The sequence below is a fragment of the Paracoccaceae bacterium Fryx2 genome (assembly GCA_032334235.1).
Lineage (GTDB): Bacteria > Pseudomonadota > Alphaproteobacteria > Rhodobacterales > Rhodobacteraceae > JAVSGI01.
In genome coordinates this window covers 1,269,407-1,289,879 of sequence record JAVSGI010000003.1, presented here as the reverse complement: position 1 = coordinate 1,289,879, position 20,473 = coordinate 1,269,407, and the positions used below count along the sequence as shown (strand labels likewise).

Annotated in this window: 29 protein-coding genes and 2 pseudogenes; 20 read left to right on the top strand and 11 right to left on the bottom strand. The window is 65.1% G+C overall.

Going from position 1 to position 20,473, the window contains the following annotated elements; translation table 11 throughout:
• From RNZ50_07360 to RNZ50_07350, 3 genes and pseudogenes are all read left to right on the top strand, one after another.
• Positions 1–507, top strand: a pseudogene (locus RNZ50_07360) (DNA cytosine methyltransferase).
• A 205-nt stretch (positions 508–712) separates the two neighbouring features.
• Complete coding sequence (locus tag RNZ50_07355; protein ID MDT8854837.1) at positions 713–1,195, top strand: hypothetical protein; 483 nt, start codon at positions 713–715, stop codon at positions 1,193–1,195.
• On the top strand, positions 1,192–1,401 hold the full coding sequence (locus tag RNZ50_07350; protein MDT8854836.1) for a hypothetical protein: 210 nt from the start codon (positions 1,192–1,194) through the stop codon (positions 1,399–1,401). The genes RNZ50_07355 and RNZ50_07350 overlap by 4 nt, the downstream gene beginning before the upstream one ends.
• Before the next feature lie 659 nt (positions 1,402–2,060).
• Here RNZ50_07350 and RNZ50_07345 read toward each other — a convergent pair.
• The 6 genes from RNZ50_07345 to RNZ50_07320 all read right to left on the bottom strand — a co-directional run bounded on the left by RNZ50_07345 (position 2,061) and on the right by RNZ50_07320 (position 4,104).
• Positions 2,061–2,579, bottom strand: a complete 519-nt coding sequence (locus RNZ50_07345) for a DUF3489 domain-containing protein (protein MDT8854835.1) — start codon at positions 2,577–2,579, stop codon at positions 2,061–2,063.
• Positions 2,580–2,667: 88 nt separating this feature from the next.
• Positions 2,668–2,895 (bottom strand): hypothetical protein, encoded by a 228-nt coding sequence (locus tag RNZ50_07340; GenBank protein MDT8854834.1) that lies wholly within the window; start codon positions 2,893–2,895, stop codon positions 2,668–2,670.
• A 102-nt stretch (positions 2,896–2,997) separates the two neighbouring features.
• Positions 2,998–3,363, bottom strand: coding sequence for a hypothetical protein (locus RNZ50_07335; protein ID MDT8854833.1), 366 nt, complete (start codon positions 3,361–3,363; stop codon positions 2,998–3,000).
• Complete coding sequence (locus RNZ50_07330) at positions 3,360–3,665, bottom strand: hypothetical protein (GenBank protein ID MDT8854832.1); 306 nt, start codon at positions 3,663–3,665, stop codon at positions 3,360–3,362. The genes RNZ50_07335 and RNZ50_07330 overlap by 4 nt, the downstream gene beginning before the upstream one ends.
• 11 nt (positions 3,666–3,676) lie before the next feature.
• Complete coding sequence (locus RNZ50_07325) at positions 3,677–3,898, bottom strand: hypothetical protein (protein ID MDT8854831.1); 222 nt, start codon at positions 3,896–3,898, stop codon at positions 3,677–3,679.
• A 14-nt stretch (positions 3,899–3,912) separates the two neighbouring features.
• Positions 3,913–4,104, bottom strand: a complete 192-nt coding sequence (locus RNZ50_07320; GenBank protein ID MDT8854830.1) for a hypothetical protein — start codon at positions 4,102–4,104, stop codon at positions 3,913–3,915.
• A gap of 106 nt (positions 4,105–4,210) precedes the next feature.
• On the opposite strand from RNZ50_07320, the gene RNZ50_07315 reads away from it, so the two are divergent.
• Positions 4,211–4,813 (top strand): hypothetical protein, encoded by a 603-nt coding sequence (locus RNZ50_07315; protein MDT8854829.1) that lies wholly within the window; start codon positions 4,211–4,213, stop codon positions 4,811–4,813.
• A pseudogene (locus RNZ50_07310) lies at positions 4,761–6,767 on the top strand (phage terminase large subunit family protein). The gene RNZ50_07315 and the pseudogene RNZ50_07310 overlap by 53 nt, the downstream one beginning before the upstream one ends.
• Here RNZ50_07310 and RNZ50_07305 read toward each other — a convergent pair.
• Both RNZ50_07305 and RNZ50_07300 read right to left on the bottom strand, forming a co-directional pair.
• Complete coding sequence (locus RNZ50_07305) at positions 6,755–7,030, bottom strand: GIY-YIG nuclease family protein (protein MDT8854828.1); 276 nt, start codon at positions 7,028–7,030, stop codon at positions 6,755–6,757. The pseudogene RNZ50_07310 and the gene RNZ50_07305 overlap by 13 nt on opposite strands.
• Positions 7,027–7,641 carry a plasmid pRiA4b ORF-3 family protein gene (locus RNZ50_07300; GenBank protein MDT8854827.1) on the bottom strand — a complete coding sequence of 205 codons (615 nt, stop codon included), beginning with the start codon at positions 7,639–7,641 and terminating at the stop codon, positions 7,027–7,029. Before RNZ50_07300 ends, RNZ50_07305 begins: the two co-directional genes overlap by 4 nt.
• A gap of 52 nt (positions 7,642–7,693) precedes the next feature.
• On the opposite strand from RNZ50_07300, the gene RNZ50_07295 reads away from it, so the two are divergent.
• The 5 genes from RNZ50_07295 to RNZ50_07275 are packed head-to-tail and all read left to right on the top strand — an operon-like array spanning position 7,694 to position 11,880.
• The gene (locus tag RNZ50_07295) at positions 7,694–7,909 is read left to right on the top strand and encodes a hypothetical protein (protein MDT8854826.1); all 216 of its coding nucleotides are present in this window, start codon (positions 7,694–7,696) and stop codon (positions 7,907–7,909) included.
• A gap of 3 nt (positions 7,910–7,912) precedes the next feature.
• Positions 7,913–9,397: a phage portal protein gene (locus RNZ50_07290; GenBank protein MDT8854825.1), complete on the top strand. Its 1,485-nt coding sequence runs from the start codon at positions 7,913–7,915 to the stop codon at positions 9,395–9,397.
• 4 nt (positions 9,398–9,401) lie between these two features.
• Positions 9,402–10,472 carry a Clp protease ClpP gene (locus RNZ50_07285; protein ID MDT8854824.1) on the top strand — a complete coding sequence of 357 codons (1,071 nt, stop codon included), beginning with the start codon at positions 9,402–9,404 and terminating at the stop codon, positions 10,470–10,472.
• Positions 10,473–10,476: 4 nt separating this feature from the next.
• Complete coding sequence (locus RNZ50_07280) at positions 10,477–10,842, top strand: head decoration protein (GenBank protein ID MDT8854823.1); 366 nt, start codon at positions 10,477–10,479, stop codon at positions 10,840–10,842.
• 24 nt (positions 10,843–10,866) lie between these two features.
• Complete coding sequence (locus RNZ50_07275) at positions 10,867–11,880, top strand: major capsid protein (GenBank protein MDT8854822.1); 1,014 nt, start codon at positions 10,867–10,869, stop codon at positions 11,878–11,880.
• Positions 11,881–11,890: 10 nt separating this feature from the next.
• Here RNZ50_07275 and RNZ50_07270 read toward each other — a convergent pair whose 3' ends face one another.
• The gene (locus RNZ50_07270) at positions 11,891–12,652 is read right to left on the bottom strand and encodes an RES family NAD+ phosphorylase (protein MDT8854821.1); all 762 of its coding nucleotides are present in this window, start codon (positions 12,650–12,652) and stop codon (positions 11,891–11,893) included.
• Positions 12,627–13,007 carry an antitoxin Xre-like helix-turn-helix domain-containing protein gene (locus RNZ50_07265; protein ID MDT8854820.1) on the bottom strand — a complete coding sequence of 127 codons (381 nt, stop codon included), beginning with the start codon at positions 13,005–13,007 and terminating at the stop codon, positions 12,627–12,629. The genes RNZ50_07270 and RNZ50_07265 overlap by 26 nt, the downstream gene beginning before the upstream one ends.
• Before the next feature lie 58 nt (positions 13,008–13,065).
• On the opposite strand from RNZ50_07265, the gene RNZ50_07260 reads away from it, so the two are divergent.
• Together RNZ50_07260 and RNZ50_07255 are read left to right on the top strand one after the other, a co-directional pair.
• Positions 13,066–13,380: a hypothetical protein gene (locus RNZ50_07260; protein ID MDT8854819.1), complete on the top strand. Its 315-nt coding sequence runs from the start codon at positions 13,066–13,068 to the stop codon at positions 13,378–13,380.
• Complete coding sequence (locus RNZ50_07255) at positions 13,377–14,000, top strand: DUF6441 family protein (GenBank protein ID MDT8854818.1); 624 nt, start codon at positions 13,377–13,379, stop codon at positions 13,998–14,000. The genes RNZ50_07260 and RNZ50_07255 overlap by 4 nt, the downstream gene beginning before the upstream one ends.
• A 63-nt stretch (positions 14,001–14,063) precedes the next feature.
• Here the strand turns inward: RNZ50_07255 and RNZ50_07250 are convergent, their stop codons facing one another.
• Positions 14,064–14,873, bottom strand: a complete 810-nt coding sequence (locus tag RNZ50_07250; protein MDT8854817.1) for a hypothetical protein — start codon at positions 14,871–14,873, stop codon at positions 14,064–14,066.
• Between the two features lie 19 nt (positions 14,874–14,892).
• On the opposite strand from RNZ50_07250, the gene RNZ50_07245 reads away from it, so the two are divergent.
• The 8 genes from RNZ50_07245 (at position 14,893) to RNZ50_07210 (ending at position 20,473) form a co-directional block, all read left to right on the top strand.
• Positions 14,893–15,312, top strand: coding sequence for an acyl-CoA transferase (locus RNZ50_07245; protein MDT8854816.1), 420 nt, complete (start codon positions 14,893–14,895; stop codon positions 15,310–15,312).
• Positions 15,313–15,336: 24 nt separating this feature from the next.
• Positions 15,337–16,275, top strand: a complete 939-nt coding sequence (locus RNZ50_07240) for a phage tail tube protein (protein MDT8854815.1) — start codon at positions 15,337–15,339, stop codon at positions 16,273–16,275.
• 2 nt (positions 16,276–16,277) lie between these two features.
• Positions 16,278–16,715, top strand: coding sequence for a hypothetical protein (locus tag RNZ50_07235; GenBank protein MDT8854814.1), 438 nt, complete (start codon positions 16,278–16,280; stop codon positions 16,713–16,715).
• 62 nt (positions 16,716–16,777) lie between these two features.
• A complete protein-coding gene (locus RNZ50_07230) occupies positions 16,778–16,942 on the top strand; it encodes a hypothetical protein (GenBank protein ID MDT8854813.1) in 165 nt (54 codons plus the stop codon).
• A complete protein-coding gene (locus tag RNZ50_07225) occupies positions 16,935–19,376 on the top strand; it encodes a phage tail tape measure C-terminal domain-containing protein (protein MDT8854812.1) in 2,442 nt (813 codons plus the stop codon). Before RNZ50_07230 ends, RNZ50_07225 begins: the two co-directional genes overlap by 8 nt.
• Complete coding sequence (locus RNZ50_07220) at positions 19,376–20,002, top strand: DUF2460 domain-containing protein (protein MDT8854811.1); 627 nt, start codon at positions 19,376–19,378, stop codon at positions 20,000–20,002. Before RNZ50_07225 ends, RNZ50_07220 begins: the two co-directional genes overlap by 1 nt.
• On the top strand, positions 19,999–20,349 hold the full coding sequence (locus RNZ50_07215) for a hypothetical protein (protein ID MDT8854810.1): 351 nt from the start codon (positions 19,999–20,001) through the stop codon (positions 20,347–20,349). The genes RNZ50_07220 and RNZ50_07215 overlap by 4 nt, the downstream gene beginning before the upstream one ends.
• On the top strand, positions 20,342–20,473 hold the full coding sequence (locus RNZ50_07210; protein ID MDT8854809.1) for a hypothetical protein: 132 nt from the start codon (positions 20,342–20,344) through the stop codon (positions 20,471–20,473). The genes RNZ50_07215 and RNZ50_07210 overlap by 8 nt, the downstream gene beginning before the upstream one ends.

Sequence of the window (20,473 nt, the reverse complement as noted above, 5' to 3'; positions counted from 1 at the left end):
ATGCATGACCTGGCTTTACCTTCCTCCGGACGCGCTTCCGGAACCGCAGACGCATGCCTCTTCGGCCTCTCCCTTTGCTCCGGCGCTGGCGGGCTCGACCTTGGGCTTGCCATCGCCATCCCCGGATATCGTGCTGTGGGCCATGTCGAACGGGAAACCTACGCCGCAGCCACTCTCGTGGCGCGGATGGAAGACGCGTCCCTGGATCAGGCTGTTGTCTGGGACGATGTTGCAACCTTCGACGGCCGCCCGTGGCGCGGCACAGTGGACATCGTCACTGCGGGCTATCCGTGCCAGCCGTTCTCCGTCGCGGGCAAACGCCGGGGTGCCGACGACCCGCGCCACCTTTGGCCCCATGTCGCCCGCATCATCGGTGAGATCGAGCCGCCCTTCGTGTTCCTCGAGAATGTCGCCCATCATCTCCGCCTCGGCTTCCCCGAAGTCGCCAGCGGACTGGTCGGCATGGGCTACAAGCTTGCGGCAGGCCTCTTCACGGCGGCGGAAGTCGGCGCGCCCCACAAGCGCGAGCGGCTCTTCATCCTTGCCATCCGCGAAGGCTGCGAGCTGGCCGACCCCGCGCGCCTGCTCTGGCACGCGGTCCAGTGGCGGGAACCGGACGGAGCTGCTGCGGCTCTGGCCGACGCCGAGGGCCAGCGCCAACGAGAACCGGCAGACCAGGCCGACTCCGTCGCAGGAAGCGGGGCAGCACGGGATGAACCTCGCGACCACAGCAGCCCTATGGCCGACGCCGCAGATCGACAGCTTCCACAGCCGGGGCGGCGAGCGGAAGGACGAAAAGGGTCTGGACCGCATGGCGCGGGATTGGCCGACGCCGATGGCGAACGATGGCTGCAAACCGAGTGCGGGCAACCGGCGGACAGCCGACCTGACCCACGCGGCCGGGATGTGGATGACGCCGACGGCGCGCGATCACAAGGACGGGGCGACGACATTGGCGAACACACCGGTGAACGGCCTGCTTGGCCGCCAGGTCCTGGTGATGAAGGTGGCTGGGAGCGATACCTGCGATGTGCGCCGGACCTTGAACCCGCTGTTCGTCGAGGCGCTGATGGGCTGGCCCACCGGGTGGACCGGCTTCGCCTCTGTGGCAATGGCGTGGTCCCCCTGGTTGCGGCGCATGCGCTCCGAACTCTGGCAGTTGAATTGCTGGCCGATGGATGAGGTGGCGGGATGAAGCAGTCGCGCACCATGTCGCTGGTTGAAGCTGTGGCCAACGTGGTCGTCGGCTACGGCGTCGCCGTCATCACGCAGATCCTTATCTTCCCGGTCTTCGGGCTGCAGACGACGCTGGCGCAGAACCTGAAGATGGGGCTGGTTTTCACTTCGGTCAGCATAGCCCGGTCCTATGTCCTGCGGCGGCTGTTCGAACGATGGCGTTGACGCAGGACGGTCCGCTGACTAGTCTTTGCTCAACGAAGACGATTTTTGTCGTCTTGATCAAGCCAGAGGCTGGTCAGATCTGAAGGTTCTTCCATCAGGTTTCGTTGTCCGGCATGCGGAACCACGAAGTCTCGGGTCTCGCGCGAGCAGCAGCTTCCTGCCGGGGAGCGTCCACCAGGACGCCGCGCATTCGCTTCTCATGAAGTCGAATGGAGAACCCGTGCCATGAAAGCACTGAAGAATCTGCGTCGTAAGAAAATGGTCGCACAGGGGGGCCTCTGCTTCTACTGCAGCCTGCCCATGTGGGATGAAGCCTTGGATCCTTGTCTGCCGGTATCCTGGAGGGCGGCTGGTTTGCCGAAAATCCTCCGATGCACGGCCGAGCACCTCCATCCTCGTTCCGAGGGAGGGGCGAACTCCGCTGACAACATCGTTGCCGCTTGCCTGTTCTGCAACAACTCGCGCCACCGGCGCAAACGGCCACTGTCGCCCGAAGCGCATCGCGCGCATGTGCAGCAGCGCATGGCTGCGGGCCGATGGCTTGCGGCTCAATTTGGGGCGTCGGTGCCAAGGGTATAGACTAACATCGACGCCGCAGCGTCATTTCAAGAAGAAACGCCGCCCCCGAGTGGGGCGGCGGGGCTTAGGGTCGTTTGATCTTACGCAGCCAAAAGCTTGTAAACCCGTCCTCGACCTTCCACCTTTTCTGAGGTGATGGTCATGCCGAGCTTCTTCTTCAGAGCCCCGGACATCGATCCCCTCACGGTGTGGCTGAGCCAGCCCGTCGCTGCGACAATATCCTCGATGGTGGCTCCCTCAGGTGCGCGCAGCATTGCGATCAGGGTGTCCTGCTTGGTGCCGGTGCGACGGTGCGGCGGTTCGGTCATGATCTGGGTGGAACTTGCGGGTGTCGGATCGTCGGTGATCCCAAGGGTCGAATAAGCCAGCGGCGTCGCACGCAGGGTGATCGATCCGCGTTCTTCGTCATGCCGCCAGACCGTGTTCAGGTCGGTTGCAGCAACTTCTTCAAGGAGCGCGTGTTTCAGGAGGCTCTTGCACACATTGCCCACGGCTCCGCCCTTCAGCTTGGCCGTGATGGGAAACACCATCCCGTCGGCGCGTCCGCAGGCGGTTGAAAGGATGATGGATTGGGTATCAGTCAGCTGGATCTGGGTCATCGTCGTCTCCTTATCGGGGCGCGACAATCGCTGCCCTTCTATGAGGCCAAGCCCGCCAAGCGGCGGGCGTGTCCCGGAAAGGGTGTCCTCACTCGGCGTGTTCGCCCTCGCGAAACGCGCTGTCGGTGATCCGGCGCAGCAGGCTGGCATAATGGTTTAGGGTGCCGACGTTCCCCCAGTGGATCTCGTCGGGATGGGTCGCAAAGTGGTTGTCGCTCAGGGCCTTCAGGCGCTCAAGCATCGCGTCGATCTCGGACTTGGTGGTCATGAAGGCATCGAGGGCTTTGGTGTTGTTGGTGGCGCGGCGGGTGGTCATGGTGGTGGCTCCTTGGTCGGGTTGCATCGTCAACATGCAATCAGATTCGCTCTGATCTGCCCGAAAGTGTAGGTAAATCAGAGCCATATGATTGCTTTCGGATCACCCGATCCGGTGGTGGTCGATCAGCGCCGCCTGTTCGGCCTCGTGGCGCTGGGCGGCGTCGGGCGGATCGCGGCGGGCGTTGACCATGGCCACGAATAGCGCACGGGCGACGGCGGCGACCTCGTCGGCACCGGAGCTGGTCAGGTTCGCATCATGGATGGCGATGGCTTCCCCCAGATCGGTCAGGGTGTAAAGCGTGGCGAATTCAGCCTCGGACGGGTCGCAGGTGACGGTGTCGCGGTCATGTTCGGACACGGCAAGGCTGCGACAAAAGCGCAGATCGAACCCGATGGCGCATTCGCGGCGGGCAAGATCGGCGAGGGTTTCGCCTTCAGGCAGGCAGTTGAGGGACAGATCGGTCATTCGGGGGGGCCTTCGGGTGCATGTGTCTCGGGATCGAGTTCAGCCCAAGCCCCGTCCTGCCATCCATAAAGGTGGCAGAACTGGCGCGTCGGGCGCGGCAGGATTGGCGGGGCGCGGGGGCTCTCGAAGGCCTCGATCTCGTCGGCGCGGACCTGCCGGATTTCGCGGGCGGCGAGGATATCTTCCGGCTTCCAGCGCTCCAGCGCAGGCAGCATGTGGCTGGGATAGCCGTCGTAGTGAACGTAGACCTGCGCCCATTCTCCGGGCCCGATCTCGATGGCGATCTGCGCGCGCGTGCTCAAGTGGCCCTGCGTCAGATCAGTTGCAGGTCGGCCAGCACGACGCTGGCGGCAGCCAGCTGTGCTGTTGGCAGTTCGATCTTGAGGTGCGAGAAGAGGTCCGAGCAGTCGGCCTTGATCCCTGCGTCGCGGAGCGCAGCCTCGATGACCTCGGCCACGACAGTCGGGCGCGAGTGGTCGAGATGGTCGGGCAGCGTGTCGACGTCGATGCGGATGGTTGTGGTGGCCATGGTCATGTCGCGGCCCTCCTTCAGCGCTTGGTCGTGGCGGCGAAGCCAGCGGTGTAAGCAGCTTCCAGCGCGGCGCGGATTGCCCAGACAGCGACATCGTGGAAATCGAGGCCGTCGCTGTTGCGGGTTTCCAGCGTCTCGATGTTGGGAAAATTCTTCCGCGCAATCTCCAGCAGGAGGGCGTCTGGGGCGGGTTTGGTCCTGGTGGTCATGGCGTTTGCTCCGGTTGGGTGTGTTGGTGCAAGATCACGTTCGCTCTGTGCACGATGCTTATCAACCGAATAAGCCTATGTTTTGGAATGATAATCGGAGCGCGTGATGCAGGGCATGAGCGAGCGGCAGTACGCCGCGCATGTCGGCCTGTCGCGCGGCGCGATCCAGAAAGCCAAGGACACCGGGCGGCTGGTTCAGCACGCTGATGGCTCGATTGATGTCCTCGCATCGGACGCGCGCCGGGCTGCGATGACCGACCCCGCAAAGCAGCGAGGGTCAAAGGCCGTGGCTGCGTCAGCCACGCCGAAGCTGAAGCCTGTGCCGGATACGGCCCTGTCGGTCGTGGTTGAGACGCTGCGCGACGAAGGGTTGCCCGCCCCCGTCACTAATGGCGGCACGACCTTCCTGCAGGCCAGGACCGCAAACGAAGTGCTGAAGGCGCAGGAGCGCAAGCTGAAGCTCGCCCAGTTTAAGGGCGAGTTGATCGACCGCAATCGCGCGGTGGGGCTGGTGTTCCGACTGGCGCGGGAGGAGCGCGATGGCTGGGTGACCTGGCCCGCGCGGGCAGCGGCGCTGATGGCGTCGGAACTGGGGGTAATGATCGCGGATCACGGAAGTCTGGAGCCCGCCATGATGCAGAAGGTTCTGGAAGCCCATGTCCGCGCCCAACTCGAAAGCCTCGCCGAGGTCCGCATCGACCTTCGGTGACGGCGTGGACGGACTTTCGGCCTTCGACGGTGCCGAAGACCTACTGCGGTCTTGGGGCCGAGGCATCCGACCCGATGCCGATCTGACGGTGTCGCAATGGGCTGATGCGCACCGGATGCTGGGGTCGCGCGCCAGCGCCGAGCCGGGACGCTACCGCACGTCGCGCACGCCCTACATGCGCGAGATCATGGATGCGCTGTCGCCGAGTTCTGCCGTCCAACGCGTCGTGTTCATGAAGGCGGCACAGGTCGGCGCGACCGAAGCCGGGAACAACTGGATCGGCTTTGCGATCCATCAGGCGCCGGGCCCGATGCTTGCGGTGCAGCCGACCGTGGAACTGGCCAAGCGCAATTCGCGCCAGCGGATCGACCCGCTGATCGAAGAAAGCGCTGCCCTGCGCGAACGGGTCAAACCGGCGCGCTCCCGCGACGCGGGCAACACCATGCTGTCGAAGGAGTTTGCAGGCGGCATCCTGATCATGACCGGGGCAAACTCGGCGGTGGGGCTGCGGTCCACACCGGCACGTTACATCTTTCTCGACGAAGTCGATGCCTATCCGGCGTCGGCAGATGAGGAGGGCGATCCGGTCAGCCTTGCCGAGGCGCGGTCGCTGACCTTCGCCCATCGGCGCAAGGTGTTTCTGGTCTCGACCCCGACGATCCGGGGGCTGAGCCGGATCGAGCGGGAGTACGAAGCCAGCGATCAGCGCCGGTTCTTCGTGCCATGCCCGCATTGCCACCAGTTTCAATGGCTGAAGTTCGAGCGGCTGCGCTGGGAAAAGGCACGGCCCGAGGCGGCCGAATATCACTGCGAGGGTTGCGACAAGCCCATCGCGGAACACCACAAGACGGCGATGCTGGAGGCAGGCGAATGGCGCGCGACCGCCATAGCCGCGGATCCCGGCACAGTCGGCTATCACCTCTCGGCGCTCTATTCGCCGATCGGCTGGCTCAGCTGGGAGCGGATCGTGCGAGCTTGGGAGGCAGCGCAAGGTTCGGACGAGGCGATCCGTGCGTTCAAGAACACCATCCTTGGCGAAACATGGGTGGAAACCGGGGAAGCACCAGACTGGTCGCGACTGTATGACCGGCGTGAAGCGTGGAAGCCGGGCATCGTTCCGGCAGGCGGGCTGTTCCTGACTGCGGGGGCCGACGTGCAGAAGGACCGGATCGAGGTGGATGTCTGGGCCTGGGGCAGGGGCGGGACAAGCTGGCTGGTCGATCACATCGTCATCGAAGGGGGCCCAGATCATCATGGCGCATGGGCGGAACTGACCAAGCTGCTGGACCGGACATGGACGCATCAGAACGGCGCGCATCTGCGGCTGGCCAAACTCGCCGTCGACACTGGCTATGAGGCTCCGGCCGTCTATGCCTGGTCGCGGCGGCAAGGGGTGGCGCAGGTTGCCCCAGTCAAGGGCGTCGAAGGGTTCAACCGTTCAAGCCCGGTCTAGGGGCCAACTTACGTCGATGTGACCGACGCGGGCAAACGCCTGCGTCGGGGCGCGCGGCTCTGGACCGTCGCGGTTTCCACCTTCAAGGCCGAGACCTACCGCCATCTCGGCCTGCCGCGCCCGACCAAGGAGGAGCTGGCCGAGGGGGTGAAGTATCCGCCCGGCACGGTGCATCTGCCCGATTGGGTGGACAGCGAATGGCTGAAACAGCTGGTGGCCGAGGAGCTGGTCACCGTCCGCACCAAGCGCGGTTTCGCCCGTCTTGAATGGCAGAAACTGCGCGAGCGCAACGAAGCGCTGGATTGCCGGGTCTACGCCCGCGCCGCTGCCTGGATTGTCGGGGCCGACCGCTGGTCCGAGGCGCGCTGGGCTGATCTGGAGGCGCAGGTGGCGGGGGATTCCAAGGCTGAGGGGAGCCACGAAAGGGCCGCCGCAGGATCCATCCGTGCGGTGCGCAGTCCGGCACGGCGCAGGTCTGTGGCGTCGAATTACATGCGGTGATCAGAAGCATGGCCTTGCGCCGACAGGGCCAATTGTCGGCGCAAGGGTCGGTCGCGCTTAAGGTACCATTCGCGGCTCATGGCATCCGTTCGCGACGGCAGGCGCTCGGCATAGATCAGGTACCAAGCTCGGCCGCGTGTCGACTTTGCACCGGTGCCCGAATTGTGCTGGGCGAGGCGGCGGTCGAGATCGAGGGTCCAGCCGACATAAGTGCGATAGCCATCCGGGGCATCACAGCCGAGGACATAGACGAACCCGATCATTGTTGCTTTGAACGGCCTGAGCGACGATGGCTCATCAGCGGGCCACGCCGTCGAGCAGCGAAGTTTCCGATGATCATGCGAATATCGCGCTCATCGATATCTTCGGGATCGAAGGATCCGTCACACCATTCGAGCATCTGGTCGTGATCCTCATGCCGGGGATCGGTCACGGCTTCCAGAAACGCCTCGAATCCGCTGATACCGCCGACATCGTCGGGTGGTGCGCGGCGGGCTCCGCCGACGAAGGCCGGGTAGTCAGTGTGGTCTTCACCCTGCCGGACGCTGTCCAGGATGATGTGATGCCGCCAGTTGTCGCCGAAATCGTAGACGTAAAGGAAGCGATCAACCCTGCGTTCGACCAGCGTCTTGAGGCGGATGCTCTTCGCTTGCAACACCTTGCGGTCCCAGGCGCTGTCGTCGGGATAGGGCTCGCCGTAGACTTGGTCGCCGACGACAAATTCGAACATATGCGCGCCCTGCCAGCGCATCGTGACCTGAATGATGTCGTGCAGCGCTGTCAGGGTGGAAGACAGAGGCACGTCGACCGAGCGCCAGACCTGCGGGTCGGTCCCTTCAAGTTCGATGCGGATGCGGACAACGGGTTCGTTCATGACTGGTGTTATTTTCATGCGGCGGCACCCCAAACCTAACGGATAAAACCCCATGCCGACAACTGCAGAGCTGAAGACTCGCCGCGATGCCTTGTCAGTGCAGCGCTCCAGCGGTGTGGCCCGCGTGAGCTACGACGGCAAGACCGTCGATTACCGCAGCATCGCCGAGATCGACCGGGCCATCGAGGTGCTGGACCGTGACATCGCGACAGCCGAGGGCCGCAAGATCATCCGGCAGGTGCGCGTGATCACCACCAAGGGGTTGTGACGCATGGGCTGGCTTGACGCCTTTCGCCGCCGGGGCACCGGCGGCCCTGTCGCTGTGCGAGCGCGGCTGGAAGGGGCGATGTCGCAGCGGCGGTTGCGGGGCTGGCAGCCGCCGCTGGAGAACATCAACTCGCTGATCGCCTCGGGTGGTCCACGCCTGCTCGCGCGGTCGCGCGAGTTGGTGGTGACCAATGGCTATGCCGCCAATGCCTGCGAGGCGTTCGCGTCGAACCTGGTGGGCGACGGGATAAAGCCGTCATCGTTGATCGAGGATCCGGACTTGCGCGATCAGGTCCAGCGGCTTTGGCTGGCCTGGACCGATGAGGCCGATGCCGATGGGTTGACCGATTTCTACGGCCTGCAGGCCATGGTGGCGCGCGAGATGTTCGTCGCGGGGGAATGCTTCGTGCGGTTGCGTCCGCGCCGGGCCGAGGATGGTCTGCTGGTGCCGATCCAGTTACAACTGCTGCAATCGGAAATGCTGCCCTTCGAGAAGACCGAGGCGGCAGCCAACGGCAATCGCATCCGCTGTGGTATCGAATTCAATGCCATCGGGCGTCGCGTCGCCTATCACTTCCGCCGCCGCCATCCCGGCGACAGCACCGATCAGGGGATGGTCACGCCGGAAACAGTCCGCGTTCCGGCCGGGGACGTTCTGCACATCTACCGGCCCATCGACGCGGGGCAAATCCGGGGCCTGCCGCATGTGGCGCCCGCCATGGTGCGGCTGTTTCTGCTCGACCAATACGATGACGCCGAACTTGACCGGAAGAAGACCGCGGCGATGTTCGCGGGCTTCATCACCAAGACCGCGCCCGAAGAACAGCTGATGGGCGAGATCGAGGCCACCGACGACAGTGGTGCGACCGTCAGTCTTGAGCCCGGGACCTTGCAGGTGCTGCTGCCGGGTGAAGACGTCAAGTTCTCCAGCCCCGCCGATGTTGGTGGCGGCTACGAGGCGTTCCAGTACCGGACGCTTCTGTCGGTCTCGGCCTCGCTGGGGCTGCCTTACCATCTGGTGACGGGCGATGTCCGGCAGGCCAACTATTCGTCCTTGCGCGCCGAACTGGTCGAGTTTCGCCGCCGCGTCGAGCAGTTGCAGCACGGGGTGATCGCGCATCAACTGTGCCGCCCAGTCTGGGCGCGCTGGCTGGAAACGGCGGTGTTGTCGGGGGCGCTGGACTTGCCGGATTTCGCCCGGTCCCCCGCGCGCTATCGCCCGGTGAACTGGATCCCGCCGCGCTGGGATTGGGTCGATCCCTTGAAGGACATCCAGGCACAGGTGCTGGCGATGGAAGCGGGGATCATCTCGCGGCGCAAGGTGGTCGAGGCCACAGGCTACGACGTCGAGGAAATCGACCGCGAGAATGCTGCTGACGCGAAACGCGCCGGGGACATGGGTCTCACCTATCGCACCAGCCCCGGCGAGACGCAGGGGGCGCGGGCCACACCAACCCGCAAGCCGGAAACCGAGACAGAACAGGAGTGACAGCATGAACAGCTGGTACACGATCCGCGCCCAAAGCACTGGCGCGGAGGTGGTGATCTATGACGAGATCGGGGCCTACGGCGTCTCGGCCAAGGGGCTTCTGGCAGAACTGGGCGCACTGCCAGATGCCACGCCGCTGGCCTTGCGGCTGAACAGCCCGGGCGGGTCGGTCTTTGATGCTGTCGCGATCTACAACGCGATCAAGCGCCACACTGGCACGGTCACGGTCTGGATCGACGGCATTGCCGCCTCGGCTGCCTCCTACATCGCGATGGCGGGCGACGAGATCGTCATGCCGGAAAACGCCTTCCTGATGATCCACGATCCAGCCGGGGTGGTCATGGGCACTGCCATCGACATGCGCGCGATGGCCGAGGCGCTGGACAAGATCAAGGGCAGCCTGCTGCAGGGATATGCGGCCAAGTCCGGACGGTCGCAGGAGGAAATCGCCCCCTTGATGGCGGCGGAAACCTGGCTCGATGCCAAGGATGCGCTGGATCTCGGCTTTGCCGATCGCATCGCTGAGCCGGTCCGCATCGCTGCGCGGTTCGATGTTGGGCGTTTCCGCAATGCACCGCCGGTGCTGGTGGATGCAGGGGCCGAGACCGGCGAGCTGCATTCAGAGGTCGTTAAAGAGGCAGACGCTTGTGACGCCGACGCAAGCGGTGATGGTGTCGATGCGACTGCAGTTGAAGTGGCGCCCGAACCCGAAACTCTCGGAGCCCCCGAGACTTTCAACGCCGATCCCGTCCCTTCAGCCGATCCCAATCCGCCGGCCGATGCGGATGGCACTGCTGGCATTTCCAACAGTGCAGTCGATGCCGTCCGCCTCCGTGCCGACGTCCTCGCCCATGCCCGCGCTGTCGTCGATCTCTGCCGTCTCGCCCGGCAGCCGCAGATGGCGGGCCGGTTCCTTGAGCGCGACGCCCGTCTCGACGAGGTGCGCGCCGCCCTCCTGACCCACCGCGCCGAGACGGAACCCGACATCTCCGCCGCCCATCCGCAACCCGGCCGCCCGTCAGGCGCGCGCCCTTGGGGCGACGTCATCGCCCGTACCTTCCGTCTGAAAGGATAGACCCATGCCAACCCTCACCGAAACCCGCCATGCGGGCGGCTTCCTCGTCTGGGAAGCGCTCCGCGACTATTGCCGCAGCACGGTCATCCTCGCCTCGGGCGACCTCCAGCCCGGCACCATTCTGGGCAAGATCACCGCCTCGGGCAAATACGCGGCCCACGATCCTGCGGCCTCGAACGGCACACAGACGGCCGCTGCCATCCTGTGGGACAGTGTCGATGCCACCGGCGGTGACAAGAATGCCGTCGTGCTGATCCGCGGCCCCGCCATCGTCAACCAGTATGAGATCAGCATTCCCGGCACGCCGACAACACCGCAGATCGCCGCTGCCCATGCCGCCCTGCTGACGCTCGGCATCCTCGTCCGCTAACCCCCAAAAATCAGGAGGCACCCCATGGCCACCATGGACATCTTCGAAGGCGATGCCTTCTCGATCATCGAACTCACGCGTGCGCTGGAAAACATCCCCTACAAGCCCGCTACCCTGTCGGGCTCAAACCTGTTCGGGCCACGCGGCGTCCGCTCGCGCACCGTTGTCATCGAGAGCCGGGACGGCACGCTATCGCTGATCCCATTCTCGGAACGCGGCTCGGCTTATGACCAGCAGAGCCCCGAACGCCGCGATGTGCGCGCCTTTGTCTGCCGCCAGTTCAAGAAGCAGGACGTGATCTGGGCCTCGGAAATCCAGCAGGTGCGCGACTTCGGTTCCGAAAGCGCCACCCAGCAGGTGCAGGCGGAAGTCGCCCGCAAACTCGGCCGGCTGCGCAACGACGCCGAGACCACGTTTGAGTATCACCTCTTCAACGGCATCCAAGGGCTGGTAAAGGACCCGCGTGATGGGGCCACTGTGATCAACTACTTCACCGAGTTCGGCATCGCCCCGGCGGCGGAAGTGGACTTCGACCTCGACAACGCCACCCCGGCCTCGGGTGCCTTGCGCAAGCGCTGCCAGGCGCTGATCGAAAGTGTTGAGGATGTGATGGGTGGCCTTGCCACGGGTGCCATCGCGCTCCGCGCCGAGTGCGGCTCGGCCTTCTTCGCCGATCTTGTGGCCCACAAGGAGGTGCGCGAAACCTATCTCAACACGGCCGCTGCCGCTGATCTGCGGTCGCGTATCGCCGACGAGGTCAGCTTCGGCGGCATCACCTTCCGCCGCTATCGGGGCGGGGCGGGCTTTGGCGTGGCGACGGACAAGGCAGTGTTCTACCCCGAAGCCGTCGACGGGCTGTTCGAGATTTACCACGCCCCCGCCGACACGTTCGAGACGGTCAACACGCTGGGCCAGCCGCTCTACGCCCGGATGATCCCCGACCGGGATCGCGACGAATGGGTGCGGTTGGAGATCGAAAGCAATCCGCTGCCGATCTGCACCCGCCCGCAGGTTCTGCGGTCCGCGCGGCGGACGTAACCAGCGTGAGTTACTTGGCGCGCGGGCGGTCCCAGTTCATGCCGGCCAGGCGCGGATCAGTGCCGAAGCTGTCGCGCCCGAACTCAAGGCCGAGGTTGGGGTGCTCACGGATTGCCTGCGCGCCGCTCTGGCCGATGCGGATGCGCCAGGTCTGGCGGTCCACCGGCTGAGGTGCTGCAAATGCCGGACAGGTCAGCACGGCAAGGTTTGCGCCGCCTTCGGGGTCGCGGACCGAGGCGTACCTTATGACCTCGGCCCCGATCTCGCGGGCGGCCTCGGCAAGCAGTTGGCAGGGGGCATAGTCGGTCAGATGGGCCCAGAGGGCATGCTCGGCGGCAAGCGTACCGGTTGTCAGGTCCAGAGAAACCGGCGTCGCCAGATCGGCGCAAAAGGCGGTGTAGTCCGCCGCATCGTCGGGGAACGGCGTCGCGGGGCTCTCGGCGTAAAACAGGAACCGATAGAACACCATCTCGGCCGCCGCTGTCTCGGGCTGTTCGGCGCCGTACCAGACGCCGGGCGTCAAACCGGCGCGACGAAACCGTGAGCCGCTGGGATAAGGACGATAGCGGAAGGGCGTGGAAAGCAGGTAGTCGAGGTGCCGACACGCATCCGGCACCGGCGGCTTTGTCTCTTCCAGAATGTCCTCCAGCGCCGCCTGTTCGGCGAGGCTGTCGACGAGCTTCAGGGTCGAGACCCGATGCTGGGCCTCGACAAACCGCCACGCCTGACCCCGGAAGGGCCGCGCTTCAGACCGGAGCGCGGCGGGCGTCAAGATAGGTCGTGACATCGACAAGTCCCTGCACAGTCGCCATCCGTTCAAGTGGTGGTGCGGCAAGGGCCGAGTTGGCCGCCGCCATCCACACCCGGGCAACCGCTTCGTCGCCGCCCGTGATGGCGTCGAGCGAGCGGAACGCGCGAACGAGAAGTGCCGCGAGTTCAAAAGGTTTCGACCCGGCCTCGAGCGTGGCCTCGCCGCGCTTGAGTCGCGACACGGTTGCTTCAGACACGCCAACGATTTCTGCAAGCTGACGTCCGGAAAGGCCCAGCCGCTCGGCGGCACGAAGCATGGCCTTGGTGAGGACGGCATTGCGATCTGGAGCGGGAGCAAGATTGCGGGGGTGGGTCATTGCATCCTCCTGTCTGGGGGAAATATAGTGCATGAAACTTCCATAAGAAAGGGAAAAGATGTCGCTCGCCTTTGAAAATGCGCTCGCGGTGCTCTTCGCCGATCCGAACATCGGCGCGGCGGCGATCTACACATCCGATGGCGGCACGCCAGTTCTGGTGCGCGCCGTTGTTCGGCGTCCAGACGAGGTGACAAACTTTGGCGATGCCCGGCTCTGGTCCGAAACCACCCGGATCGACCTGCGCGTGGCCGAGGTGCCGAATCCGCGCCCCGGCGACCGGATCGAGATTGGCTGGGACGCCTTCATTATACAAGGCGAGCCGGTCCGCGACCGCGAGCGGCTGGTCTGGACCGTTGATCTGAGCCCAGCGTGAAACTGAAGCTCACCATCGATCCTGACATCGTCGCCCTGATGGCGGCCGAGGTCGCGGCTGGTGAACGCGCCGTCACCGCCGCGATGCGCGAGGCTGGGACCGGCCTGAAATCCGCTTGGCGTGGCCAGATCACTGGCGCGGGGCTGGGCACACGCCTCGCCAACTCGATCCGCTCCGCCAGCTTCCCGAAGTCCGGCGAAAGCCTAAACGCGGCGGCGCTGGTCTGGTCGAATGCGCCGGTGATCATCGGCGCGCATGACACCGGCCCGCTGATCCGCTCGAAGAACGGGTTCTGGCTGGCGATCCCCACGCCAGCGGCAGGAAAATCCACGCGCGGCGGCCGGATCACCCCCGGCGAATGGGAACGCCGATCCGGCTTGCGGCTGCGGTTCATCTACCGCCGGAGAGGGCCGAGCTTGTTGGTGGCCGAGGGGCGGCTGAACACCAAGGGTCGGGCCGTGGCTCCAAAGTCAAAGACCGGCAGGGGCTTGGTGACTGCGCCGATCTTCCTGTTGGTGCCGCAGGTCAAGCTGCCGAAGCGGCTGGATCTGGCGCGAGATGCGGAGCGGGCGGCAGACGGTGTGCCGGGGCTGATCGTGGCGAACTGGGTGGAGGATTGACTGGAACGGTTGCAAACTTCTAAGCCAGCGTTTTCAGACGAAGGTCGCTATCTTTCCGGCCAATCACGAAACGTCGACGTCCAAGACATAAACTGAGATCGCCTTCGGGGGGTGATTGGATTTTGTGGCTGGATAGTCAGAACGAACGAGCGTTTCGGCTATCAATTTCAAGGTCACACCTGATGAAAGCAATATCTCGCTTTCATGGCCAAGTTTTGTGCCATTTCGTTTGAACACAAAAGCTTTGACTTCCAGCCCAGCCACTCGCAGAACGAGCAAGTCCAGTCGACCAGCATCATAAGCCTTGGCATTGAATTCTGCGTTCCTCAAGGCCACTTGGGGGCAAAGCGAAGTCGAAAGCGGACGCGAAGTTACTACAACCGACCCGCCTGTCCATAATCCACCGTGAAACATAGATTGGCCATGTGCAAGAAAAGAGCCATGCTGACCTATCTCGTTCGACACCTCAGCTAGATTGCTACCCGTGAGATCCTTCTGATATTTTGAGATCGCATTTGGGGTCTTCGAAGGCATCGCTTTTTGCCAACATCTGTATTCGCCACTGGTCTGCAAGGCGGTTTCGACATAATTGCCAAGAGCATTGTCGACTTGGACTTTGAGCATATAGTCGGCAGCTGAATGCGCGTTAGAAACACAGGCAATGAGCTCTTCCTTGATTTGGGCAGCACTTTGATTTTCAACGACTTCCTCAGCCGTGGGAGCCCTAGTTCTCCACGCCTTGTACGGCTTGGTGAAAGTGTCAACAATCGGAAGTGGAGTTGATGGAGTCATGATCAGCCGCTTTGTGTTTGTTTTGTGCCAGTCTTGCTTGGCAGCCGCCCAGCTAACTGCTGCTGCCTCTTTGAGCTTCATAAGTTCGCCGGAATAGCATATGCCCACTCCCCGCGAAACCATCCTCACCGCGTTGCACGCGCGGCTTTCGGCGCTGCCGGCCACGGCCCTGCGTGGCGGTGTGCTGCCCGAGCGCGTACCCACTGCGGGCCTTCTGATCCTGCGGGATGGCGAGCCTGGAGAGCCGGAGGTCACGCTGTCGCCGCTGCGTTACCACTACCAGCAACGGGCCGAGATCGAGGCCGTCGTTCAGGGTGCCGCCCGCGACGCGGCCTTCGACACGCTCTGCGCCAGCATCGGCGTGGCGATCGCTGCCGACCGCACGCTGGGCGGGCTCTGCGACTGGGTCGAGGCGGAAGCGCCGCGCCCGGTTGATCTGCCGGTCGAGGGCGCCGCCAACCTGAAGGCGGCGGTGATTCCGGTCATCCTGCACTATTCCACGGCCGATCCGCTGGCCTGACCCCATTCACCACAGGAGAACACGATGGCACGAGCCCATGGGGCGCGGGCGCAAATGGCGCTTGCGTTCGAAACCGTCTATGGCACCGCGCCCGCCACGGGATTTCGCACGGTGCCCTTTGCCAGCACCACGCTTGGGTCCGAGCAGCCGCTGATCGCCTCGGAATTACTGGGCCAGGGGCGCGACCCGCTGGCGCCGATCAAGGATGCGGTCACCGCTGACGGCGATGTTGTCGTACCGATCGATGTCGAGAACCTCGGCCTCTGGCTGAAGGCCGCCTTCGGTCAGCCTGCCACCACCGGCACCACGCCCAAAACCCACACCTTCCAATCGGGCAACTGGACGCTGCCGAGCCTCGCCATCGAGGCGGCCATGCCCGAGGTGCCGCGCTTTGCGATGTACACCGGCTGCGTCGTCGATCAGCTTTCGTGGCAGATGGCGCGCTCGGGCTTGCTGACGGCGACAGCGCGGCTGGTGGCACAGGGGGAAACCGTCGCAGCGACCACAGCTGCTGGCACGCTCACATCGCTGGCCTTGCAACGGTTCGGCCATTTCAACGGGGCGATCACGCGGAACGGCACGCCGCTCGGCAACGTCGTCTCGGCTGAGGTGACCTATTCCAACAACCTCGACCGGATCGAGACCATCCGCTCGGACGGGCGGATCGAAGGGGCCGATCCGGGTATGGCCGCGCTGACCGGCCGGGTGGAGGTGCGCTTCGCCGACAGCACGCTGATCACGCAAGCCATCGACGGCAGCCCTTGCGAGTTGGTCTTCGCCTGGAGCCTTGGCGCTAACGCAAGTTTCACCTTCACCGCCCATGCCGTTTATCTGCCGCGCCCCCGGATCGAGATCCCCGGCCCGCAAGGCATCCAGGCCACCTTCGACTGGCAGGCGGCCAAAGCCGTCAGCCCCGCCCGTATGTGCACCGCCGTCCTCATCAACACCGTATTGGGATACTGAACATGATCAGACTGAACCTGACCGCCGCGCCCGCGTGGCTGACCCTGGCCCCCGGCCTGCGCCTGCAGGTCGCACCGCTGACTACCGCCCTGATGGTCTCGGCCCGCGCCGATCCTGCCATCGAAGCTCTGCCGGCCACGGCCACCCAAGAGGAACTGGCGCTGACCATGGCCAAGGCGGTGGCCCGGCGTGCGGTTCTGGATTGGGAGGGCGTGGGCGATGACGCTGGCAATGTTGTGCCCGTCACCCCCGAGGGCATCGACGCGCTGCTGGAAATCTGGCCGGTCTTCGAGGCGTTCCAGACCCAATACGTCGCAAAGGGTCTGATCCTGGACGCGGAAAAAAACGTCTCCGCGCCCTTGCCGAATGGTCCTTCGGCGGGGGCGACCGCTACTGCGCGGCCTGCACGGGGCGCTGCCCGGACTGCCCCGAACGACTGAACCGACCAAAGACGCAGGAGGGCTGGCAGATCTGGGACCTGGTCGGCCGCCTCGGCGGGCAATTGCGGGTGATCCCCGGCGCGGTGCTCGGCTGGGACATGGGCGCGGCGCTCTGCCTCGCAGCAGCGCTGGGCATTGATGCCCTGATCGCCGCCGAACTGCTGCCCGAGATCGAGGCGGTGATGGTGCGCAAACTGAACGAACAGATCGGAGACGACCATGGCTGAGAAAAGGGTCAGTGTTCGTTTGGTGGCCGAGGGCGGCCGTCAGGTGCGCGCTGAGCTGGAAGGTATCGGCGACGCCGGTGCGCGCGGCTTTGGCCGTCTGTCCTCCGAGATGGAGCTGGCGAATGCCCGGCTTGGCAGTTTTGCCCGCAAGGCCGGGATTGCGCTTGCGGCGGTGACCGTCGCTGCGGCGGCGGCTGGCGTGGCGATGATCCGCTCGGGACTCTCGAACGTCGATGCGCAGGCGAAGCTCGCACAATCGATGCAGACGACGGTCGAGAGCGTGCAAACGCTGACATGGGCCGGGGAACTGGCCGGTGTGTCGATAGGCGAGATCGAGCAGGCCACGAAGAAGCTGACCACGCGGCTGTCAGAAGCAGCCACCGGTTCGGGCGCGGCCGTGGGCGCGTTGCAGCGCCTGAACCTGACGGCCGCAGAGTTGCAGGCGATGCCATTGGATCAGCGCATTGTGGCCATTCAGGAGGCGCTGAACCAGTTTGTCCCCGAAGCCGAACGCGCGGCGGTCGCCTCTGATCTTTTTGGCGACCGCGCAGCGCTTGCCTTCTTGCGCATCGACTCTGCGACCCTGCGCGAAGCGGCACAGGATGTGCGCGACTTCGGGGTGGCGGTCAGCGCAAGTGACTCCGCCCAGATCGAACGCTCGGGTGACGCCATCGCGCGCCTGAGCCTGATCTGGATCGGCCTGACCAACCGCCTCACCGTCGCCGTCGCACCGGCGCTGGAGACGGTGGCGAACTCACTGGCCGACATGGCGCGCGGCACCGGGCCCATCGGGCGTGCGATCACGTCGCTGTTCGACAACCTCGGGCGGCTGACCACCTATGCCGCGACTTTCGCTGGCATCATGGCGGGCCGCTGGGTGGCGGGCATGGCGTCGGCTGCCTTGTCCGTGCGCGGGCTGGCCACAGCACTGGTCTTCCTGCGCGGGGCGCTGATCCGCACCGGCATCGGGGCCTTGATCGTGGGTGCGGGCGAGTTGGTCTATCAGTTCTCCCAACTGGTCGCTCGGGTCGGCGGCGTGGGCGAAGCGTTTCGCCTGCTGGGCGATCTCGCCAAGGAAGTCTGGTCGCGCATCGGCCTGGCGCTCGACGCCGCCTTCGCCAACATGGCCGCTGGTTGGGAGGGGCTGAAGGCGGCCGGGATCTCGGCGCTCGAAGGCACCATCGGGGGCGTGGTCAGCTTTGGAGACCGGACCGCCGCCATCTTCCAAGGGGCTTATGATGCGGCCGTCGCAATCTGGGGCAGTCTGCCCGGCGCCATTGGCGACTTCGCCTTTCAGGCCGCAAACGGGCTGATCTCTGGTGTTGAGGCCATGCTGAACGGCGTAGTCACCCGGATCAACAACTTCATCAATGGCTTGAACGCCGCGCTGGCCCTGCTGCCGGACTGGGCCGTCGGCGAAGGTGGCGTCCGGATCGGCACGCTGGATTCAGTCCAATTGGGCCGGATTGGAAACCCGTTCGAGGGTGCCGCAACCGCAGCTGGTGCTGCGGCAGCGGATGCCTTCTCGGCGGCCCTGTCGAGCACCTACCTCGAGCCGCCCGACCTCGGACTTGGCGCGATGGCAGACGAAGCGCGTGGCCGGGCCGATGGCTATCGTGAGGCGGCAGGTATGCTGGCCGATGCCGCAGGCCGTCCGCTGGCCAGTTGGCAGGCCTTGCGCGATGCCGTGACTGGTACCGGGACGGAGGCTGAAGCCGCGCTGGCAGGCGCTGCCACGTCGGCCGATGCGCTGAACACCGAACTTGACGACACCGCCGACGCTGCTGGAAGCGCCGGTGCTGCCGCGCGCGACGCCGGGACTGCCGCCGCTGAGGGAGCCGACCAGGCCGTCACTGGCTGGCGCGCAGTGACCGCCGCGCTTGCTGACTATGCCGCCAAGGCGCGCGACATCGGCGGTGATATCGGCAGCGCATTGGTCGGTGCCTTCACCTCGGCCGAGAACGCGGTGGGCGACTTCGTCAAGACCGGCAAGCTCGACTTCCGCGATCTGGTGACATCGATTATCGCCGATCTGGCCAAGCTGGCAGCGCGGCGCTTTATCCTCGGCCCGATCGCCAATGCGCTGTCCGGAGCCCTCGGCGGCGCGGGCGGGCTGTTCGCCAACATCCTGCATGCGGGCGGTGTCGTCGGAGCGTCAGGCCCGGGCCGCATGGTTCCAGCGCTGGCCTTCGCCGGTGCCCCGCGCATGCACGCGGGCGGCTGGGCTGGGATCAAACCAGACGAGGTTCCCGCGATCCTGCAACGGGGTGAACGCGTCCTCTCGCGCCGGGAAGCGGCTGGTTATGGCCAGCCCAGCGCGCGCGCCGTCAATGTCACCATCATGGCGCGCGATGCCGAGAGTTTCCGGCAATCGCGCGCGCAGGTGGCGGCCGACATTGCCCGTGCCGTGTCGCTGGGCCGGAGGGGCATGTGATGGCATTCCATGAGGTCAGGTTCCCCGACAACATCAGCCGCGGGGCGCGTGGCGGACCGGAACGGCGCACGCAAGTGGTCGAGTTGGCCTCTGGGGATGAAGAGCGCAATGCCAGCTGGGCCAATTCCCGCCGCCGCTATGATGTCGCCTACGGCATCCGCCGCGCCGACGATCTGGCCGCAGTGGTCGCCTTCTTCGAGGCCCGCAACGGTCGCCTGCACGGGTTTCGCTACAAGGATTGGGCCGATTACAAATCCTGCCTGCCGTCGCAGGCCGTCGCCCCCAGCGACCAGCCCATCGGCACTGGCAATGGTGCCGTCACGATCTTCGCCCTGCTGAAGCGCTACACTTCCGGTGCCCAAAGCTGGACCCGCGCCATCGCCAAGCCAGTCGCGGGGACCGTCCGCGTCGCCCTGAACGGGGTCGAGCAGATGTCGGGCTGGAGCGTCGACTCCACCACCGGCAGCGTCACCTTCACCACCGCCCCGGGCGCGGGCGTCGCAATCACGACGGGCTGCGAATTCGACGTCCCCGTTCGCTTCGACACCGACATGCTCGACGTCACCCTCGACCTCGAGCGGTTGGGGTCGATCACATCCATCCCACTCATGGAGATCCGGCGATGAACGAAGAAACCGGCTTTGTCGCCGCCGCCCTGCGCGATCTGGCGACCTCCACCGCCGTCATTCTGGCGGCCTGGGGCGCGCTGGGTGGTGCGACCAATGCCCTGACCACACGAATGCGCCTCCGCGATGCAGTGCGGCACATTCTTCTGGGTGGGCTGATCGCAGCCGGGATGGGCAGCCTTTCCATGGCAATTGTCACTCGCTGGCTCGGCTTGCCACCTGAGGCCATCCCGGCCGGGGGTGCTGCTGGGTCGGCCGCCTATCTCGTAGGTGTCTTTGGGCCCGCCTTCATCGAGGTCGTCCTCGCCCGGTTGCGCAGCGGCAAGGGGGACGACAGCGATGGATGAACTTCTCCGCCTTGCGCGCTCCCTCCGCTGCGACGCAGCGGATCCGGCGCTGATCTTCAGCCATCGCTTGCGCATCGGCCTCCTCCTCGCCGCCTTGATTCTGCTCCTCTCACTTATTGGCTAA

Coding starts and splice junctions, on each gene's coding strand:
- RNZ50_07355 (MDT8854837.1), top strand. CDS start 713: ATGAACCTCGCGACCACAGCAGCCCTATGGCCGACGCCGCAGATCGAC.
- RNZ50_07350 (MDT8854836.1), top strand. CDS start 1,192: ATGAAGCAGTCGCGCACCATGTCGCTGGTTGAAGCTGTGGCCAACGTG.
- RNZ50_07345 (MDT8854835.1), bottom strand. CDS start 2,579: ATGACCCAGATCCAGCTGACTGATACCCAATCCATCATCCTTTCAACC.
- RNZ50_07340 (MDT8854834.1), bottom strand. CDS start 2,895: ATGACCACCCGCCGCGCCACCAACAACACCAAAGCCCTCGATGCCTTC.
- RNZ50_07335 (MDT8854833.1), bottom strand. CDS start 3,363: ATGACCGATCTGTCCCTCAACTGCCTGCCTGAAGGCGAAACCCTCGCC.
- RNZ50_07325 (MDT8854831.1), bottom strand. CDS start 3,898: ATGACCATGGCCACCACAACCATCCGCATCGACGTCGACACGCTGCCC.
- RNZ50_07320 (MDT8854830.1), bottom strand. CDS start 4,104: ATGACCACCAGGACCAAACCCGCCCCAGACGCCCTCCTGCTGGAGATT.
- RNZ50_07315 (MDT8854829.1), top strand. CDS start 4,211: ATGCAGGGCATGAGCGAGCGGCAGTACGCCGCGCATGTCGGCCTGTCG.
- RNZ50_07305 (MDT8854828.1), bottom strand. CDS start 7,030: ATGATCGGGTTCGTCTATGTCCTCGGCTGTGATGCCCCGGATGGCTAT.
- RNZ50_07300 (MDT8854827.1), bottom strand. CDS start 7,641: ATGAACGAACCCGTTGTCCGCATCCGCATCGAACTTGAAGGGACCGAC.
- RNZ50_07295 (MDT8854826.1), top strand. CDS start 7,694: ATGCCGACAACTGCAGAGCTGAAGACTCGCCGCGATGCCTTGTCAGTG.
- RNZ50_07290 (MDT8854825.1), top strand. CDS start 7,913: ATGGGCTGGCTTGACGCCTTTCGCCGCCGGGGCACCGGCGGCCCTGTC.
- RNZ50_07285 (MDT8854824.1), top strand. CDS start 9,402: ATGAACAGCTGGTACACGATCCGCGCCCAAAGCACTGGCGCGGAGGTG.
- RNZ50_07280 (MDT8854823.1), top strand. CDS start 10,477: ATGCCAACCCTCACCGAAACCCGCCATGCGGGCGGCTTCCTCGTCTGG.
- RNZ50_07275 (MDT8854822.1), top strand. CDS start 10,867: ATGGCCACCATGGACATCTTCGAAGGCGATGCCTTCTCGATCATCGAA.
- RNZ50_07265 (MDT8854820.1), bottom strand. CDS start 13,007: ATGACCCACCCCCGCAATCTTGCTCCCGCTCCAGATCGCAATGCCGTC.
- RNZ50_07260 (MDT8854819.1), top strand. CDS start 13,066: ATGTCGCTCGCCTTTGAAAATGCGCTCGCGGTGCTCTTCGCCGATCCG.
- RNZ50_07250 (MDT8854817.1), bottom strand. CDS start 14,873: ATGAAGCTCAAAGAGGCAGCAGCAGTTAGCTGGGCGGCTGCCAAGCAA.
- RNZ50_07245 (MDT8854816.1), top strand. CDS start 14,893: ATGCCCACTCCCCGCGAAACCATCCTCACCGCGTTGCACGCGCGGCTT.
- RNZ50_07240 (MDT8854815.1), top strand. CDS start 15,337: ATGGCACGAGCCCATGGGGCGCGGGCGCAAATGGCGCTTGCGTTCGAA.
- RNZ50_07235 (MDT8854814.1), top strand. CDS start 16,278: ATGATCAGACTGAACCTGACCGCCGCGCCCGCGTGGCTGACCCTGGCC.
- RNZ50_07225 (MDT8854812.1), top strand. CDS start 16,935: ATGGCTGAGAAAAGGGTCAGTGTTCGTTTGGTGGCCGAGGGCGGCCGT.
- RNZ50_07220 (MDT8854811.1), top strand. CDS start 19,376: ATGGCATTCCATGAGGTCAGGTTCCCCGACAACATCAGCCGCGGGGCG.
- RNZ50_07215 (MDT8854810.1), top strand. CDS start 19,999: ATGAACGAAGAAACCGGCTTTGTCGCCGCCGCCCTGCGCGATCTGGCG.
- RNZ50_07210 (MDT8854809.1), top strand. CDS start 20,342: ATGGATGAACTTCTCCGCCTTGCGCGCTCCCTCCGCTGCGACGCAGCG.